Raw genomic sequence first — 17438 nt, 5'->3', positions numbered from 1 at the left:
GTCTTCAGGCCCGGCGGATGACGATGTCGCCGGTGTAGGTGTGGGCTTTGACCTCGACGGTCTCGGCGCCGGCGCCGGGTCCGTCGGCGGCGCTGAGCGTGTTGCGCACGGACCCGGTCAGCGAGTTCAGCTCGAGCCACGCGGCGCTGCCCTCACGGATGCCGACCTCGATCTCGCCGACGGCGGTTTCGAGGACGACCCGGTCCCGCACGACCTCGCCGAGCCGGATGTCGCCGGCGGCGGTCTTGGCGTGCACGCCCGCGTGGGCCAGGTCGACGAGGATGTCGCCGTTGGCGGTGCTGACGCGCAGGTCGCCGGTCACTTCGCCGACGCGGGTCTCGCCGTTGGAGTTCTTGAGGACCGCGGTGCCGTCGATCTCGCGGATCCGCAGCTCGCCGGAGCCGGTGCCGAGTTCGGCGTGCCCGGTGGCGCGTTCGACGGTGACGTCCCCGGTCGCCGTGTTCGCCTCGACCCGGGCGGCTTCGTCCAGGTGGATGTCGCCGACGGAGGTCTTGAAGCGGCTGGGACCGACGCGGCCGGTGACGCGGAAGTCGCCCATCGCGGCGGTGCCGCTGATCTGCGAACCGGCCGGCAGCTCGACGGTGACGTGCAGGGCGCCGCCCTTGCCCCAGAGCTTGGTGACGTACTTCGGGCCCTTGACCAGCAGTTCACCGCCGGCGAACTCGACGCGGGTCTTCGCGACGGCCTTGACGTCCTCGTTGTCGCCCGGGTCGGCCGGGGTGACCTCGACGGTCGTTTCCGTGCTGTCACCGGCGACGATCCGGACGTCCGCGACGCTCACGTCGATCGTGGCCGTGATCGGCTCGGGGGTGGGGAAAACAGGCATGGCTGCGCCCTCCTGGGGTGCTCGATGGCGTCTCCGCAGGCCGGAGACGTGAAAGGCAACGGCGAAAAGGGGGTTACTGCACCCAGCCGGTGTACTTCTCGCCGAAGACCGAGCGGCGCTGGGTGGGGCGGCCGCGGTCGGTCCCCAGCGCGCTGCTCGCGGCCCGGACGAGCCAGGCGTTGATGGAGATGCGCTCCCGGCCGGCGGCTTCCTCGACGCGCTGTTTCAGCTGGTCGGGCAGCCGCAGGTTGATCCGGGAGACGGCGCCGTCGTCGGCCTCGGGCGGCGGCGGGACCTCCGCCGGAGCCGGTTCGGGCGACGTGGGCACGGAAACCGCGAACTCCGGTTCGCGGCGGCGAAGGCGTACTTCGACGGAGCCGGGAGCGAGGTCGCGGGTGATCTCGTCGGCCGCGGCCGACAGGGCGTCGAGCAGGGTGAGCCGGATGGCGGACTCCAGCGGGGAGGCCAGCCGTTCGGCCAGGGTGACAGCGTCCTCGCCGGCCGCCTCGGCGGCGACCGCGAACTCGCGGCGGAGGCTGTCCACGAAGGGCGTCAGGTCCATGGCACTACTGTGGCACCGCGGTGGTGCCACGACAACCCTGAAATGGCACCCTTAGGGGTCATCGATCAATAAACCCGCAGTTCAGGCGCGTTCGATGCGCTCCAGGAGCTCGTCGAGGAACTCGCACGCCTCGGCGGCGGCGCGGTCCGGGTTCCGGTCGGCGATGGCTCGGGCGAGACCTTCGTGGCCGATCTCCGGCGAGTGGTCCGCCCCCGGCGCGATGCTGGACGTCGTCGCGATGCTGGCCGCGATGACCTCCGTCAGCCCGCGGTAGAGCTCGGTCAGCAGCCGGTTGTGGCCGGCGCCGACGACCGCGCAGTGGAACTCGGCGTCCGTGCGGGCGAAGTCCTGCCAGCGTCCTTCGCGCAGTTCGACCTCGCGGCGGCCGAGCAGTGACCACAGCGCGGCGACCTCGTCCTCGGTCCGCTCGACGGCGGCGAGCCGCGCGCCTTCGACCTCGAGAGTGCGCCGGACCTGCAGGACTTCACGCAGTTCCGAGCCGCAGAGCCGCCGGATCGCGCCGGAGACCTCGCTCGTGGCGCGCACGTAGGTGCCGTCGCCCTGCCGGACCTCCAGGAGCCCGGTGTGCGCTAGCGCGCGGACGGCTTCGCGGACGGTGTTGCGCCCGACGCCGAGTTGCTCGACGAGCTCGGCCTCGGTCGGGATGCGTTCGCCGATCGGCCATTCGCCCTGCGTGACCGCGGTCCGCAGCTGGTCGATGACCTGGTCGACGAGGCCTGCTCGGCGCGTGGTGGCCAGAGGCACAGGATTATCCCTTCATCCAATCATCCTACGTATGCGATAGTAGCGGGCATGCACGTCGAACACCGTGAACCCGAACTGGACGGCGTCGCCGAGGTCCGGACGCCCGGCGTGGTCGCCGCCGGGGCACTGCTCGCGGTCGCGGTGGTCCTCACCGCCCTCAACCTGCGCCCGGCGATCACCGGCGTCGGGCCGATGCTCGCCGAAATGCGCTCCGACCTGGGCGCTTCCGTCGTCTGGGCCGGTCTGCTCACGACGTTGCCGACGCTCTGCTTCGCCGGGGCCGGGCTGGCCGCGCCGCTGCTCGCCCGCCGGGCCGGGGTCGGCGCCGCCATCGCGGTCGCGCTGGCCGCCCTCGCCGCCGGGCTGGTGCTGCGCGTGCTCGACGGACCCGCCGTGGTGCTCGGCGGGACGCTGGTCGCCACCGCCGGGATCGCCCTGATCAACGTGCTCATCCCGGTCGTCATCAAGGACTCCTTCCCGGCTCGCATCGGCCTGCTGACCGGCGTCTACACCGCCGCGCTGCAGGGCGGGGGCGCCCTCGGCTCGGCGGTGACGCCCCGGCTCGGCGACGCCCTCGGCGGCTGGCGCCCGGCGCTGGGCGGCTGGGCCGCGCTGGCCGTCGTCGCACTGCTGGCCTGGATCCTCGCAGCCCGCGGCACCGGCCGGGCACCGCGGCCCGCCGACGGCGCCGAAGGCGGTCGCTCGCTGCTGCGCAACCGGCTGGCCTGGATCGTCACGGCGTTCTTCGGCCTGCAGGCGTTCTACGCCTACGCGGCGATGGGCTGGTTCCCGCAGGTGCTGATGGACGCGGGCGTCCCTCGCGACGACGCCGGGCTGCTGTTCGGCCTGGTTTCGCTGATCGCCGTGCCGATCAGCCTCGTCGTCGCGCCGATGGCGGCCCGGCAGCGCGGGCAGAGCCGGTGGATCGTCGGGCTGGGCGTGTTCGGCGTCGCCGGGACAGCCGGGCTGATGCTCGCGCCGTCGTGGTCGCCGCTGCTCTGGAGCATCCTCGTCGGGCTCGGGATGAGCACGTTCTCGCTGGCCCTGACCGTGATCGCGCTGCGCGCGCGGACCGGCGCGGACACCGCCCGGCTGTCCGGGATGGCGCAGGGCTTCGGCTACCTGTTCGCCGCGCTGGGCCCGTTCCTCTTCGGCCTGCTGCACGACCTCGCGGGCGGCTGGACCGTGCCGCTGGCCATGCTGCTGGGCCTGCTCGGCGTCCAGCTGACCTTCGGCGCCCTCGCCGGCCGCCACCGCTTCGTCTGAGCCCGCGCCCGGGTCAGTCCAGGGGCAGGTTGAGCAGCGCGTTCTCGATCAGCTCCGGCATCGCCGGGTGGATCCAGTACTGGCCGCGCGCCATGCTCCGCGCGTCGAGGCCGAAGCTCATCGCCTGGATGAGCGGCTGGATCACCGACGACGCCTGCGGGCCGATGATGTGCGCGCCGAGCAGCTGCCCGGTCGCCGGGTCGGCCAGCAGCTTCGCGAAGCCCGTGGTGTCCTCCATCGCCCAGCCGTAGGCGATCCCGGCGTAGTCCTGCTTCGAGACCACATAGGACACGCCGAGGTCGCGGGCCTTCTGCTCGGTGAGGCCGACCGAGGCCACCTGCGGGTGGGTGAAGACGGCGTGCGGCACGAACCGGTGGTCGGCGGTGATCCGCTCGTCCGGGTGCAGGAGGTTGTGCTGCACCACGCGGGCTTCGTGGTTCGCGACGTGCTTGAGCTCGTGCGGCGACGAGAGGTCGCCGAGCGCGTAGATGCCCTCGACCGCGGTCTGCTGGTAGGCGTCGACCACGACGTGCCCACTGTCCATTGTGGTCACCCCGGTGGCGGCGACGTCGAGGAGGTCGGAGTTCGGCTTCCGGCCGGTGGCGATCAGCAGCACGTCGCCCTCGACGGTCTCGGCGCCCTGCGGTCCTTCGAGGTCCAGCGCGATGCCGTTCTCGCTCTGGCGCGCCCGCACGGTCTTGCGGTCGAGGCGGACGTCGAACCGCTCGGCGGCCAGTTCGGTGAAGCGCGCGCTGACGTCCTCGTCCTCCGAGCGCAGCAGCCGCCCGGAGCGGTTGACCAGCGTGACCTGGACGCCGAAGGAGGCGAAGACGTGCGCGAACTCGGCCGCGATGTACCCGCCGCCCAGGATGACGATCCGCCCGGGCAGCTCGTCGAGCCGCATCACGGTGTCGGACGTGTGGTAGTCGACGCCGTCGAGGCCCGGAATGTCCGGGATGACCGGACGGCCGCCCGCGGCGAGCACGAACTGGTCGGCGGTCAGCACCTCGTCGGGGCGCCCGTCGGCGAAGCTGACCCGCAGCTCCTTGTGCCCGGTGAAGCGGCCGGTGCCCTCGTAGACGTCGACGTTGGCGTTGTCCTCGTGGTGGCGCCGGTACTCCGCGCCGCCCGCGGCGATCGGGTCGATCCGGCCGAAGACGCGGTCGCGGATGTCGCGCCAGCGCACGCCCTTCAGCTCTTCGTCGACGCCGTACTTGGCGCTGTGCGAAGGCGTGTACGCGACGTCGGCGGCGTACACGAACATCTTCGTCGGGATGCAGCCCACGTTGAGGCAGGTGCCGCCGAAGGTGCCCCTCTCCACGATCGCCGTCTTCTTGCCGGCGAAGTCCGGGCCGAGGATGGAGTTCCCCGATCCCGTCCCGACGATCACCAGGTCGTAGTGGGGCACTGCATCCTCCGCGGGTCCGGGTCCGGTCGTTTCACCCTAGCCAACCTCGCCGCGAAGGCAGGTGTTCCCCGCTGTGCTTAACGTCGTATTACGTGGTCAGTGGCCGGTGGCGGTGAAGTGCATCCGGTCGGTCGGGCTGTGCCAGTTCCCGCCCCAGCTCCACCCGATCGCCGCGAACGCGCGCACGGTCGCGTCGCCGGCCAGGACCATGCCAGGCCGCTTGCGCGAGCGGTCGACGTACGCCGACGCGAGCTCGGGCAGCACGAGTTCGCCCTGGGTGTAGGGGTTGCAGAACGGGTTGACGTCCACGGCGAGCCCGGAGGCGTGCGCCGACCAGGTCGTCTGCCCGCGGGCCGGGCGGCAGACGAACGCGCTCGTCGAGTTGCCGTCCCCGGACGGCGGCGCGGTGAGCTCGGCCGGGCCCGTCACGCGCATTTCTTCGAGCGGGAAGCGCGCGGCGAACAGCTGCCCGAAGACTTTGGTGATGCCTGCCGCGCCGGTGGCGTTCACCAGCATTTCGCCGGTGTGCGCGCGGCCGTCGAAGCCCCAGAAGGACAACGTCAGGTAGCGCAGGTCGGCCGCCTTGACGGGGCAGCCGGGTTGCCAGGTGCTGCGCGCGAGGACGTCCGCGGGCACGGCGCTGATCGTCGACGCGTACGCGGCGCCCGCGGGTGGGGGAAGCACGTCTTTTGTCGGAAGTGCCCGATTCACCAGTTCGGGTGGCGTCGGCTCGACCTCGCCGAAGCCGTCGGAACGGCGGGGGAGCGGCCGCGCACCCACCTGCCAGCCGGCGGCGGGCGCGCTCGACGCCGTCGCCGGCCGAGCCGCGGTGCCGGGCGCGCTCGTCGTCGGCGCAGGTGCGGGCGGTGGCACCGGCGGCGCTTCCGGCGAGCACGCGCTCATGGCGAGGGCCAGTACCGCCCCCGCCGCTGCTTTCCGCCACATCCGGCCAGCTTGACAGAAAGCGGTCCCCGGGCGGAGACCACCCGTTCCAGTGACACCGTTTTGGGCCCCCTCGGCTTAGGGTATTGAGCGGAAGTCGTTCACGCACCGGAGTCGTCCGGGTGCCGAGTGCTCAGCTCCGTGCTGCGCCGAAAAGTGCTGCTTCGAATAAGTGCCGCGTCGAAAAGGGGAAGACCCATGTCCGTGAAGTCCCGCCGATCCCTGCTGTTCGTGAGCGGCGCGCTCCTCGCGGTCGCCGCGGTCGCCGTCCCGGTCGTGACGGGCACGGCGGCGGCGGAGCCGGGTGCCGCCGGGTCCGGCAACCAGGCGCGGATCGTCGGCGGCAACCAGGCTTCCCTGGCCGACCACCCGTACGCGGTGTACCTGACCGACGCGGGGGGCAACCAGTTCTGCGGCGCGGTGATCGTCAGCTCCACCTCGGTCGCGACGGCGGCGCACTGCGCCAAGGCGGTCGCGAAGCAGGACATCCGCGTGGTGGCCGGCCGGGAGGACAAGCGCACGAGCGACGGGCAGGTCCTGGGGGTCTCCAAGGTCTGGGTCAGCCAGAGCTACACCGACCCGACGCAGGGGGCCGACGTCGCGGTGCTGACCGTGCGCGGCCAGTTCGACTACCGGCCGGCGAAGCTGCCCGGCAGCGGCGACACGGGGCTGTACGCCAAGGACACCCAGGCGACGGTGCTCGGCTGGGGCCGCATCGCCGACGGCGGCGCCCGCTCCGACTACCTGCGCAGTGGCGAGGTCCCGGTGGTCTCGGACAGCGAATGCCACTCCGACTACAGCGTCTACGACCAGCGGACCATGGTGTGCGCGGGCTACCCCGAGGGCGGCGTCGACGCCTGCCAGGGCGACTCCGGCGGCCCGCTCGTGGTCGGCGACACGCTGATCGGCATCGTCTCCTTCGGCGACGGCTGCGCGAAGGCGGGCAAGCCGGGCGTCTATACGCGCGTCTCCACCTACGCCAAGGACATCGAGACCCAGGCCAAGCCCCGCCTCCTCGGCTGAGCGTGCTAAGCAGGGGTATGCCGACCCTGCACGACGCGACCGGTCCCGAGCTGACCGCCGCCCAGCTGCACGACATCCTCCGCCTGCGCGTCGACGTGTTCGTCGTGGAGCAGAAGGCCGCGTACCCGGAGCTCGACGGCCGTGACCTGCGCCCGGACACCCGCCACCTGTGGTTCGAGGACGACGGCGCGGTCCTGGCGTACCTGCGGGTCCTGCTCGACCCGGGCGGCATCCGCCGCATCGGCCGCGTGGTGACGGCGGCCCCCGCCCGCGGCGCCGGCCTGGCCGCCCGCCTGATGGACGCGGCCCTGACCACCCCGGGCGAGTACGTCCTCGACGCCCAGACGTACGTCCAAGGCTTCTACGCCCGCTACGGCTTCGTCCCCGAAGGACCGGAGTACACCGACGAAGACGGAATCCCCCACATCAAAATGCGCCGCCGCCCGTGATCAGCAGGTCGACTCGCGTGATTGAAGGGTCGACTCGCGTGATTGACGCGACGACACGGCAGGCACCCCCGGCCCCCGTCGTGTCGACTCCGGAATCACGCGTGTCGACTCCGGAATCACGCGTGTTGACCCTTCCGGTACGGCTCAGGCGATCGCGCCGCGCGGTGCCGTCGCGGTGATGACCTTCACCGCACGGTCCACATCGGACTCCGTGAGGTCGGCCCGCGCGGTCAGGCGCAGCCGCGAGATCCCGTCCGGCACCGACGGCGGCCGGAAGCACCCGACGCGGATGCCCTGCTCCGCACACGCCGCGGCCCACGCCACTGCCGTCTCCGCGGACGGCGCCTGAACCGAGATCACGGCGGCGTCCGGCACGCTCGCCTTCAACCCGGCCGCCTTCAACGACATCGCCAGGTTGCCCGCGTTCTCGAGGACCTTCCCCGCCATGCCCGGCTCTTCCTTCAACGCGTGCAACGCCGCCAGCGCGGCCGCGGCGCTCGCGGGCGCCAACGCGGTGTCGAAGATGAAGCTGCGCGCCGTGTCGACGAGGTGCTTGATCACCCGGCGCGGCCCCACCACCGCACCACCTTGGGCGCCGAGGGACTTCGACAGCGTCAACGTCGTGACGACGTCGGGCGCGCCCGACAGTCCGGCCGCGTGGACGGCGCCGCGGCCGCCTTCGCCCAGGACGCCGAAGCCGTGCGCGTCGTCCACCAGCAGGGCCGCGCTGTGCGAACGGCAGATCCCGGCCAGCTCGTCGAGCGGGGCGAGGTCGCCGTCGACCGAGAACACCGAGTCCGTCACCACCAGCGCCCGCGGCTTGCGGCGGGTCGCCAGCGCGTGCTTGATCGCCGACGGCGTCGAGTGCGCGACCGCGGCGACGTCGGCCCGCGACAGCCGGCAGCCCTCGATCAGGGACGCGTGGATGTACTTGTCGGTGACGATCGCGGACTCGGCCCCGGACAGCGCCGTCACCGCGCCGAGGTTCGCGGCGAAGCCGGACGAGAACACGAGCGCCGCCTGCGCGCCGCAGAACCGGGCCAGCTCCAGCTCCAGCTCGGTGTGCAGCTCGGTCGATCCGGTGACCAGCCGGGACCCGGTCGACCCGGCACCCCAGCGCAGCGCGGCGGCCGCGGCGGCCCCGGCGACGCGCTTGTCGCGGGCCAGCCCGAGGTAGTCGTTGCCCGCCAGGTCCAGTTCATCGGCCTTGGCGGGACGCGGTCGCAGCTGCCGCACCAGTCCCGCGCTCGCCCGCTTCTCCGCTTCGACGTCGAGCCAGTCGAAAACCTCTTCGGGCGGGAGCGTCGGCGGCGTAGTCACGTCCCGCAGTCTCCCATCCGAACCTCGAAGCTCCGCCAAGCGGGCCTGGAAACGCCGGAAGCCCCGGACCGCGAGGTCCGGGGCTTCCTGAAGAGAGACGATCAGCTGTCGTAGCCGCGACGCGGACCACGGCTCGGACGGCCGTAGCCACCGCCGTTGCCCGTGCGGGGCTGACGGCTGCGGCCGCCGAAGCCGCCGGGACGGCCTTCGCGGTCGCCGCCGCGGTAGCCACCACGGTCGCCGCCGCGCTCGCCACCACGGTCACGGTCGCCGCCGCTGTGGCTGCGCTCGCCGCCACGGCTGTAGCCGCCGCCGCGCTCGCCGCGGAAACCGCCACCGCCGCCACGGCGCGGGCTCTCGCGCCGCCGCTCGATGACCGGCTCGCCGCTGGGCTCCTTGGCGCCGGTGATGCGGGTCAGCTCCGCGTCGCCCGGGCGGACCGTGGTCGACTCGGCGCGCACGCCGGCGCGGTCGGTCAGCCGGCGGACCATCCGGCGCTGGTCGTGCGTCGCCACCGTGACGACGACGCCGGACGCCCCGGCGCGCGCCGTGCGGCCCGCACGGTGCAGGTAGTCCTTGTGGTCGGCCGCCGGGTCGACGTGCAGCACCAGCGAGATGTCGTCGACGTGGATGCCGCGCGCGGCGACGTCCGTGGCGACCAGCACCGGGGTGTGGCCTTCCTTGAAGTCGGCGAGGACGCGGTTGCGCTGCCCCTGCGTCTTGCCGCCGTGCAGCGCCGCCGCGTTGACGCCCTGCTCGCGCAGGCGCTCGGCGAGGCGGTCGACGTGGTGCTTGGTGCGCACGAACATGATCGTGCGGCCGTCGCGGGCGCCGATCTGCGTGATGACGTCCTGCTTGTCCTGGTGCGAGACCTGGAGCACGTGGTGGTCCATGGTCGTCACGCTGGCGGTCGACGGCGCGACCGAGTGCGTGACCGGGTCGGTCAGGTACTGCCGGACCAGGCGGTTGACGTCACCGTCGAGGGTCGCGGAGAACAGCAGCCGCTGGCCCCCCGGCGGGGTGAGGTCCATGATCTCGCGGACCTGCGGCATGAAGCCCATGTCCGCCATCTGGTCGGCCTCGTCGAGGGCGATGAAGTTGCAGTCGCCCAGGTGCGCGGTGCCCTGCCGGACGTGGTCCGACAGCCGGCCCGGGGTGGCGATGAGCAGGTCGACGCCGCGGGACAGCGCGTCCGCCTGGCGGGCGAAGGCCATCCCGCCGACGGCGGTGCGGCACCACAGGCCGAGCGACTTGGCCAGCGGGGTCAGCGAGTCGGCGACCTGCATGGCCAGCTCGCGGGTCGGGACGAGGATCAGCGCGCGGGGGCGCTTCGGGCGGGCCTTGCCGTCGGCGAGCCGGGCCAGCATGGCCAGGCCGAAGGCGAGGGTCTTGCCGGAGCCGGTCTGGGCGCGGCCCAGCACGTCGCGGCCGGCCAGGGCGTCCGGGATGGTCGCCGACTGGATCGGGAAGGGGCTGTTGATGCCCGCCTCGCTGAGCGCGCGGAGCAGCGGCTCCGGCAGGCCCAGCTCGGCGAAGGTCTTGGTGGCCACGAGCTCGACCGCGTCGTCGCGGAGCATGTCGCCGCCGGCCGGGCGGGTGCGCGGCTTACGGTCGGGACGGCCCGCGTGCGCGGACGTCGAGGAAGGGCCGGAGTTGAACGTGACGGTCACAAATGCCTCTCGGACGTGGTTCGTCGCAAGGGAGGCCCGGGCAGCCCGCGCGCAGGCAGGGCAAGATGGTGTGCGATGGGCGTTCACAGGGACGGACCCGGCACACCGTGTCATCGCTTGCCGACACTGCGCGCCGCTTGGATTACTTCGGATCACCGCGAGCCATTCGGTGGCTGTGCCTTCTCACGACTCTGGAGGCGACGGACACCAACTCATCCACGCCGCCGGTTGCGGTCTGTACTCACTGTACCCGAACCGGAGCCAGGACTACTCATCGAGGTCACCGGTTGTGGGCGGTGTCGCAGTCGTGGTCCAGGCCACAGTCGCGACGCCGCCCACGATTCACTCCAGCCCGGCGGCGGAAACGAGCTCCACCAGCAGTTCTCCGGTCCTCGTCACGTGCTCGCCGAGACCCCGGCCGTGGAACCAGCCGGCCAGGTTGCGCACGTCACGTGCCAGGAATTCGACGCCGCCGGGGTTGGCCACGACATCGACGACCTGAGGCAGGTCGATCACCATCACCCGGCCGCGGTGCACGAGCAGGTTGTACGCCGAGAGGTCGCCGTGCGCGAGCCCCTCGGAGGCGAGCAGTTCGAGCGCGGCAGTGGCCTGGAACCACAGGTCCCTCAGCTCGTCCGGGTCCGGGCGGACCTGGGCCAGCCGGGGTGCGGCGGTGCCGTCTTCCTCGCCGAGGAACTCGAGCAGCAGTTCCGTGCCCTCGCGCTGCACCGGGTAGGGCACCGGCGCGCCGAGCGTCCACAGGCGACTCAACGCGGCGAACTCCGCGACCGCCCACTGTTCGGCGATGAGGTTGCGGCCGAACGCGCTGCGCTGCGTCATCGCCCGCATCTCCCGGGAACGGCGCATCCGCCGCCCCTCGAGGTAGCCGGCGTCGCGGTGGAACAGCTTGTGTTCGTCGCTGCGGTAGCGCTTCGCCGCGAGCAGCGTGCCCGGTGTGCCGGGCAGCCCGCGCCGCAGGAGGTGGACGTCGGCCTCCTTGCCGGTCTTGAGGACGCCGAGGTCGGTGTCGACCGCGGCGAGCTCGGTGACGACCCAGTCCGGCCGGGGTGACGGACCGTGTTCGGCGTCGTCCCAGGTGGACCAGCGGTCGGCCCCGTCGGGCAGCTGGTTTTCGGTGTAGGCGTCGTCGCGCAGTTTCGTGAGGCGGACGCGTTCGGCTTCGGTCAGCCGGCCGCTGCGGGTGGGCTCGGGTTCGTCGAACCGCCCGCGGCGGCGCGAACGCGCCTGGCGGCGGGTGGGCTGCTCGTCGAACAGGTCGAAGTCTTCGAAGTCGTGCTGGCGCACTGGTGGGGTTCTCCTTGTTCAGGGGTGCCCCACCGGGCGCGTGATCAGCCTCGGGGGGCGGGTGGGCGAGGGCGCGAAAGGGCCCGGACAGTCATCACGACAGGCACCTCCCGTTCTCATCCACCGGCTCCCTGCCGGCTCGCGTTCAGGGTGCCGGACCTATCCGGCACCGCGCAACCGGATTTTTAGCGGGGCCGCCGCGAAAGGAGTATTCCGGACGTTTCCTTGAATTCGGCCCCGCGGCATGGTCACGATGAAAGGGCAGGCCGAACTAGGAGGGGCGGCAGATGGACAGCTACGACGTGGTGATCGTCGGCGGCGGGCACAACGGCCTGGTGGCGGCCGCGTACCTGGCGCGGGCGGGCCGGTCGGTGCTCGTGCTCGAACGGCGGGATGAGACCGGTGGCGCCGCCGTCTCGTTCCGTGCGTTCGAGGGCGTGGACGTCCGGCTTTCGCGCTACTCGTACCTGGTCAGCCTGCTGCCGAAGAAGATCGTGGCCGACCTCGGCCTCGACGTGGAGCTGCGACGGCGCCGAATGTCGTCCTACACCCCGTCGGGCGGCTCCGGTCTCCTTGTCGACAACGACGACGCCATCCGGACGGCGTCGTCGTTCCGGGCGGTCACCGGGTCCACAGCGGACTTCTCGGCCTGGCAGCGGTTCTACGAGCTGACCGGGCGCGTCGCCGGGCGCGCGTTCGGGACGCTCACCGAGCCACTGCTGTCCGAAGTGGACTTCCGCGCACGCCTCGGCGACGCCGAGGCGTGGTCCTTGCTGTTCGAACGGCCGATCGGCGAAGCGCTCACATCGTGGTTCGTCGACGACACGGTGCGCGGCGTGGTGCTCACCGACGCGCTGATCGGCACGTTCGCCCCGGCGGACGGCGAGGACCTGCGGCAGAACCGGTGCCTGCTCTACCACGTGATCGGCAACGGCACCGGCGACTGGGACGTCCCGGTCGGCGGCATGGGCGCGGTCACCCGTTCGCTCGCGGCGGCTGCCGCCGCGGCGGGCGCGCGCCCGATGACCGGTGCGGAGGTGCTCGCGATCGACCCGGACGGCGAGGTGCGTTACCGGCGTGACGACACCGAATTCGCCGTCCGGGCCGGGCACGTCCTGGCGAACGTCGCGCCGGCGACGCTCGCGCGGCTGCTGGGCGAGGAACCGGCGGAACGCCCGGAAGGCGCACAGCTGAAGGTGAACATGGTGCTGACGCGGCTGCCGAGGCTGCGTGACCCCGGCGTCGATCCGGCCGACGCGTTCGGTGGCACCTTCCACGTCAACGAAACCTTCACGCAGCTGGAGGCGGCGTACCGCGAGGCGGCGGCGGGCAGGATCCCCACGCTGCCGCCCTGCGAAATCTATTGCCACTCGTTGACGGATCCGTCGATCCTCGGCCCGGCCGAACGCTCGGCCGGCACGCACACCCTCACCCTGTTCGGCCTGCACATGCCGGCCCGCCTCTTCGAGGGGCGCAACGAAGAGGCACGCGAAGCGGCGTTGCGCGCGACGCTGGCTTCGCTGAACAGCGTGCTGGCCGAGCCGATCGAGGACTGCCTGCTCACCGCGCCGGACGGCCGGCCCTGTGTGGAAGCGAAAACCCCGTTGGACCTGGAAGCCGAGCTGGGCCTTCCGGCGGGGCACATCTTCCACCGGGACCTGTCGTGGCCGCACGCGGAGGATCCGGCCCAGGCGGGCAGCTGGGGCGTCGAGACCGCCCACGAACGCATCCTGTTGTGCGGCGCGGGTGCCGCGAGAGGAGGTGGTGTCAGCGGCATCCCCGGCCACAACGCGGCGATGGCGGTACTCGGCGCCCCGGGTGCCTGACCGGAATCGGTGATCCTGAATTGCCCGCGCTCCATATCCGGTGAAAAAGACACTGTTTCCGCCGAATCGGCGCTGCCCCATGCAGGTGCATCGCGCGAAGCGGCGTTGACACCCGGATCCACCGGTGCTCCCATGAAATGGCCAGCGGCGGTGGGGCGCGGGAGGGGTCATGATGGACGAACACGCGGCATTCACGGATTTCCCGCTCGAGATCAGAAGGCGCGCGGCGAGCTACCTCGGCGTGACCGCCCGGGCCGGAATTCCCGAATCGTCACGGATCGGGTCCGAGGGTACCGAGAGTTCCGAAACCAGCGAGAGTTCCGAAGGAAAGGAAGGCACCGAAGGAAGCGAGAGCACCGAGCGTTCCGAGATGACGGAAACCAGCGAGAACACCGAGACCAGCGAATCCGCGGAGCGGTATGCCGGCCGGTTCCGCTGAAGGTGACGGCGGCACCGTCGCGCCCGGCGAACCGTTCATCCCGGCCGAAGCGCGGCCCCCGGTCGCCGACGAATTGGCGAGAACCGCCTGGCAGGTCGCGGCGGCCCTCGAGGTCTGGGAAACCAGCGGGCGATGACGCTCCTGGTCATCGCTCCGGACACGGACGAGACGGCGGCCCGGTTCGCCGGTTTCGCGGCCGGGCAAGGGATTCCGGCGGTCGTCGCGCACGGGTTCGGCCGGGTCGGCGTCTCGGTGCGGGCGACCCGGGAGCGGGTCTGCCGTACGCGGCTGACGTTCGACGGCGCCGAGGTCAGCGGGATCCTCAACCGTGGCACCGGCGGCTGGGGTGACGAGCCGGATCCGGACCGCGCGTTCGCCGCGGCCGAGACCTACGCGGCGTTGTGGTCGGCGGTGGCGCTGTGGCCGGGGCCGGTGGTCAACCGGCCGTCGGAACACGGCTTCCTGGCGCGCCTGGACCCGCTGGAACTCGCCGGCGCCGGGGTCGTCGAGCCGCCGCGCACGGTGCTCCTCAACGACGGTTCGGCGCCCGGACGGGAGGTGTACCGCATTCCCGAGTGGACAGTGGTGGATCCCGACGCGCCGCGCAGCCGGTTCGACGTCGTCCAGATCGCCGACCCCGGCCGCGCGCGCCGGTTCGTCGTCGCCGGAGCTGAGGTCTTCGAGGTGGGTGCCGCCGGAGGACGGCTCGCCCGGGAAACGGCGGACCGGGTGGCCCCGATCGTCGGCTGGCTCCGCGGGCGGGGCACGGTGTTCGCCGACTTCCGCGCGGAACTCCAGGCCGCTGTCCCGCGGCTGGCCGACGTCTCGTGCTGGCCGGGGCACGAGCTGTTCCCGGACCTCGAGGACCGGGTCTACGCGGCGCTGCTGGCCGGGCTCACCCCGTGATCCTTTGCCTCGGTGTCGCGGCCGACCCGACCTTCACGGCCGGTCTGCGGGCCCTGCGCCGGGCCGGGATCGCGTTCCGGCCGGTCGACCTGCCCTCGCTGGCGATGCGCGGCAGCATCCGGATTTCCCTGGAGTGCCCGGCCGAAACCGTGTTGTCGCTGGACGGTGAGAGCCACCGGGCCGGGGACTACGCCGCCGTCTGGTGCCGGCTGGTGGCGGTCGCCTCCGCCGCGCCCACCGACGAGCTGGCGGCGGCCTCGGCGGGCCAGACCGAGGCGCTGGCGCGGATCCTCGAATTCGTGCCCGGCAAGGTGATGAACCCGCCGCTGCGCGAAGCGTCGGGATTCACCAAGCTGCTGCATTCGGTGGCCCTCGGCGAAGTCGGCGGGTGGCGGATTCCGGAAACCTGCCTCACCTCGGACCCGCAGGAGGCACGGGATTTCGTCCGCGGCTGCCGTGCCGGAGCGATCTTCAAGGGCGCCAGCGCGACGAAGACGTGGGCGACGGTCTTCGAACCGCACCACGAGGCCCGGCTGCCGCGGCTCGTCCACCTGCCGGTGCTGTTCCAGGAGCGGATCGTCGGGCCGGACGTGCGGGTCCACGTCGTGGGCGGCCGGTCGTTCGGCGAGCTGATCGACTCGCCGGTGCTCGACTACCGGACCGTCCGCGGGGCCAATGACTACCGCCCGTCGGTCCCGCCCCCGGAGATCACCGAAGGCTGTGCGCGGCTGACTGCGCACTGCGGCGTCCCGTTGCTGGGCGTCGACTTCAAGATCGACCGCGCCACCGGCGAGTGGTTCTTCCTGGAGGCCAACTCGATGCCGTGCTTCGAGGGCTACGACGAGCGAGCCGGCGGCGCCATCTCGCGGGCGATCGTCGAATGGCTCGTCACGCCGTGACGTCGTGTTCCGCGCAGAGGCAGCCGATGCCCGGCTCGATCCACTCCCGGCCCGCCCACTCCGGATGGCGCTCGACGAGCACCGCCCGGACCTCCGCGACGAGCCGGCCGGAGTCCATCGCCGAGTCCCGGCGCCGCCAGGTCTCGTCGCGCAGCTCCCGCAGGTAGTCGCGGACGTCGGTGAGCACCGGCAGCCCGCCGATGTCGCCGTGCCCGGGGACGACCACGCGAGGCCCCGCCGACACCAACCGGTCGAGGACGGCGAGCCAGCCGACGCCCGAGACGTCCGTGTCGTGCGGCGGGAACCACGGGAAGATGGCGAACTGCCCGGTCTCGGCCAGGTCGCCGGTGAACAGGACGCCGGCGTCCGGGACCTCGACGACCTGGTCCCCGGCGGTGTGGCCCCGGCCGGTCGGGCGCAGCCGGACGGTCCGGCCGCCGAGGTCGAGGTCCCGCGAGCCGTCGTAGACCTCGTCGGGCGCAGGCACGTGGACGCCGTCGAGGCGGCGGGCGATCGGCTCGCCCAGGCCGCGGAACATCGCCAGGTACCCCGCGCCCCTGGTGGCGAGGTCCTCGGCCTGGCCGCGGTTGACCAGGTAGGTGGCCTCGCCGGCGAAGACCTGCGCGCCGAACGCGTGCTCGGGGTGGAAGTGCGTCGTGGTCAGGTACAGGCGTCGGCCCTTCGCCACTTCGCGCGCGAAGGCGAGCACCTGCGCCGCGTTGGCGGTGCCGATGCCCGTGTCGACGACCAGGACGGCCTCGGTGCCGCCGACGACACCGATGTTGGGCACCAGGTCGACGTGGTCGTTCGGGATCACCAGCAGGTCGGGGGCGATCTCGCGGGCGCCGGAGACGCGCACGGCGGGATCGGTCAGCTCGGTCATGCTTCGATTCCACCGCCGCCCGGGCGCCGGCGTCCAAGACCGGTTCGGTGGGGCCGATACCGGGCGAATATCGTCGCCGGTCATGGAGCTGCGCACGTTGCGGTACTTCGTCGCGGTCGCCGAGGAACTCCACTTCGGCCGGGCCGCGGCGCGGCTGCACATGAGCCAGCCGCCGCTGAGCCGGGCGATCAAGCAGCTGGAAACCGACGTCGGCGCCGTCCTGCTGGTGCGGTCCGCCGCGGGCGTCACGCTCACCCCGGCGGGGACGGCGCTCCTGGCCGAGGCGCGAGCGCTGCTCGACCAGGCCGACCAGGCTCGCGTGCGCGTCGCCACGGCGGCGGGCGCGCCGAGCCTCACCGTCGGCATCCTCGGCGACAGCGCCGACCCGGCCGCGACCCGGCTCGCCGACGCCTACCGGCGGCAGCACCCGGACGTCGAGGTCCGCGTCCGCGACGCGGACCTCACCGACCCGACGTGCGGGCTGCGTGCCGGAGTGGTCGACGTCGCGCTGACCCGCGGGCCCTTCGACGAGACCGGCCTGGCGGTAAACGAACTGCGCGCCGACCCGGTGGGCGCGGTGCTGCGGGCGGACGACCCGCTGGCCGGCCATGCCCACGTCACGCTCGCCGACCTGGCCGGACGGCGCTGGTTCCGGTTCCCGGACGGCACCGATCCGCTTTGGCAGTCCTACTGGCACGGCGGCGAACCCCGCGAAGGGCCGGTCGTGCGGGCGGTCCAGGAGTGCCTGCAGGCCGTGCTCTGGAACGGCACCGTCGGGCTGATGCCCCTCGGGCACCGGCCGCCGGGCGAACTGGTCCTGGTGCCGCTCACCGACATGGCGCCGAGCCCCGTGCTCGTCGCCTGGAAGGACACCGGGCCGCTGGTCCGGTCGTTCGTGCAGCTCGCTGTGGCGGCGTACCGGGGTTGA

General features: G+C 72.5%; 18 protein-coding genes. 9 read left to right on the top strand and 9 right to left on the bottom strand.

All coding sequences use genetic code 11. From position 1 onward, the window contains the following. Window positions 1-4 precede the first annotated feature (4 nt). The 3 genes from AB0M30_RS34355 to AB0M30_RS34345 form a co-directional block, all read right to left on the bottom strand. Window positions 5-847 (bottom strand): DUF4097 family beta strand repeat-containing protein, encoded by an 843-nt coding sequence (locus tag AB0M30_RS34355; protein ID WP_364592571.1) that lies wholly within the window; start codon window positions 845-847, stop codon window positions 5-7. A gap of 73 nt (window positions 848-920) precedes the next feature. Further along, entirely contained in the window at window positions 921-1409 is a 489-nt protein-coding gene (locus AB0M30_RS34350; RefSeq protein ID WP_364592568.1) for a toxin-antitoxin system HicB family antitoxin, read from the bottom strand. Window positions 1410-1490: 81 nt separating this feature from the next. After that, complete coding sequence (locus tag AB0M30_RS34345; protein ID WP_364592565.1) at window positions 1491-2174, bottom strand: FadR/GntR family transcriptional regulator; 684 nt, start codon at window positions 2172-2174, stop codon at window positions 1491-1493. 48 nt (window positions 2175-2222) lie between these two features. Here AB0M30_RS34345 and AB0M30_RS34340 point away from each other — a divergent pair, with 48 nt between their 5' ends. Continuing rightward, window positions 2223-3440, top strand: a complete 1218-nt coding sequence (locus AB0M30_RS34340) for an MFS transporter (protein WP_364592562.1) — start codon at window positions 2223-2225, stop codon at window positions 3438-3440. A gap of 13 nt (window positions 3441-3453) precedes the next feature. Here AB0M30_RS34340 and AB0M30_RS34335 read toward each other — a convergent pair whose 3' ends face one another. After that, window positions 3454-4848 carry a mycothione reductase gene (locus AB0M30_RS34335; protein ID WP_364592559.1) on the bottom strand — a complete coding sequence of 465 codons (1395 nt, stop codon included), beginning with the start codon at window positions 4846-4848 and terminating at the stop codon, window positions 3454-3456. Window positions 4849-4944: 96 nt separating this feature from the next. Next, window positions 4945-5793: a M15 family metallopeptidase gene (locus AB0M30_RS34330; protein WP_364592556.1), complete on the bottom strand. Its 849-nt coding sequence runs from the start codon at window positions 5791-5793 to the stop codon at window positions 4945-4947. Between the two features lie 195 nt (window positions 5794-5988). Here AB0M30_RS34330 and AB0M30_RS34325 point away from each other — a divergent pair, with 195 nt between their 5' ends. Both AB0M30_RS34325 and AB0M30_RS34320 read left to right on the top strand, forming a co-directional pair. Continuing rightward, window positions 5989-6813 (top strand): serine protease, encoded by an 825-nt coding sequence (locus AB0M30_RS34325; RefSeq protein ID WP_364592553.1) that lies wholly within the window; start codon window positions 5989-5991, stop codon window positions 6811-6813. Between the two features lie 17 nt (window positions 6814-6830). After that, on the top strand, window positions 6831-7262 hold the full coding sequence (locus AB0M30_RS34320; protein WP_364592550.1) for a GNAT family N-acetyltransferase: 432 nt from the start codon (window positions 6831-6833) through the stop codon (window positions 7260-7262). Between the two features lie 144 nt (window positions 7263-7406). Here the strand turns inward: AB0M30_RS34320 and AB0M30_RS34315 are convergent, their stop codons facing one another. From AB0M30_RS34315 to AB0M30_RS34305, 3 genes are all read right to left on the bottom strand, one after another. Further along, complete coding sequence (locus tag AB0M30_RS34315; protein WP_103335546.1) at window positions 7407-8582, bottom strand: 8-amino-7-oxononanoate synthase; 1176 nt, start codon at window positions 8580-8582, stop codon at window positions 7407-7409. A gap of 101 nt (window positions 8583-8683) precedes the next feature. Then, window positions 8684-10252: a DEAD/DEAH box helicase gene (locus AB0M30_RS34310; protein WP_364592548.1), complete on the bottom strand. Its 1569-nt coding sequence runs from the start codon at window positions 10250-10252 to the stop codon at window positions 8684-8686. Window positions 10253-10594: 342 nt separating this feature from the next. Continuing rightward, on the bottom strand, window positions 10595-11557 hold the full coding sequence (locus AB0M30_RS34305) for an RIO1 family regulatory kinase/ATPase (protein ID WP_364592546.1): 963 nt from the start codon (window positions 11555-11557) through the stop codon (window positions 10595-10597). 287 nt (window positions 11558-11844) lie between these two features. On the opposite strand from AB0M30_RS34305, the gene AB0M30_RS34300 reads away from it, so the two are divergent. The 5 genes from AB0M30_RS34300 to AB0M30_RS34280 all read left to right on the top strand — a co-directional run bounded on the left by AB0M30_RS34300 (window position 11845) and on the right by AB0M30_RS34280 (window position 15627). Continuing rightward, a complete protein-coding gene (locus tag AB0M30_RS34300; RefSeq protein ID WP_364592545.1) occupies window positions 11845-13383 on the top strand; it encodes an NAD(P)/FAD-dependent oxidoreductase in 1539 nt (512 codons plus the stop codon). A gap of 169 nt (window positions 13384-13552) precedes the next feature. Next, window positions 13553-13822: a hypothetical protein gene (locus AB0M30_RS34295; protein ID WP_364592543.1), complete on the top strand. Its 270-nt coding sequence runs from the start codon at window positions 13553-13555 to the stop codon at window positions 13820-13822. After that, window positions 13803-13958, top strand: a complete 156-nt coding sequence (locus AB0M30_RS34290) for a hypothetical protein (protein WP_364592541.1) — start codon at window positions 13803-13805, stop codon at window positions 13956-13958. Before AB0M30_RS34295 ends, AB0M30_RS34290 begins: the two co-directional genes overlap by 20 nt. Continuing rightward, the gene (locus AB0M30_RS34285; RefSeq protein WP_364592538.1) at window positions 13955-14728 is read left to right on the top strand and encodes a hypothetical protein; all 774 of its coding nucleotides are present in this window, start codon (window positions 13955-13957) and stop codon (window positions 14726-14728) included. The genes AB0M30_RS34290 and AB0M30_RS34285 overlap by 4 nt, the downstream gene beginning before the upstream one ends. Continuing rightward, window positions 14725-15627, top strand: coding sequence for a hypothetical protein (locus tag AB0M30_RS34280; protein WP_364592535.1), 903 nt, complete (start codon window positions 14725-14727; stop codon window positions 15625-15627). Before AB0M30_RS34285 ends, AB0M30_RS34280 begins: the two co-directional genes overlap by 4 nt. Here the strand turns inward: AB0M30_RS34280 and AB0M30_RS34275 are convergent. Further along, window positions 15617-16510: an MBL fold metallo-hydrolase gene (locus tag AB0M30_RS34275; RefSeq protein WP_364592532.1), complete on the bottom strand. Its 894-nt coding sequence runs from the start codon at window positions 16508-16510 to the stop codon at window positions 15617-15619. The two genes, AB0M30_RS34280 and AB0M30_RS34275, sit on opposite strands and share 11 nt — an antisense overlap. 82 nt (window positions 16511-16592) lie before the next feature. Between AB0M30_RS34275 and AB0M30_RS34270 the strand changes: the two genes are divergently transcribed. After that, a complete protein-coding gene (locus tag AB0M30_RS34270) occupies window positions 16593-17438 on the top strand; it encodes a LysR substrate-binding domain-containing protein (protein WP_364592529.1) in 846 nt (281 codons plus the stop codon).

The organism is Amycolatopsis sp. NPDC051716 (assembly GCF_040681595.1).
In the GTDB taxonomy this organism is placed as follows: Bacteria; Actinomycetota; Actinomycetes; order Mycobacteriales; family Pseudonocardiaceae; genus Amycolatopsis.
This window is presented reverse-complemented; position numbering and strand designations above follow the sequence as displayed.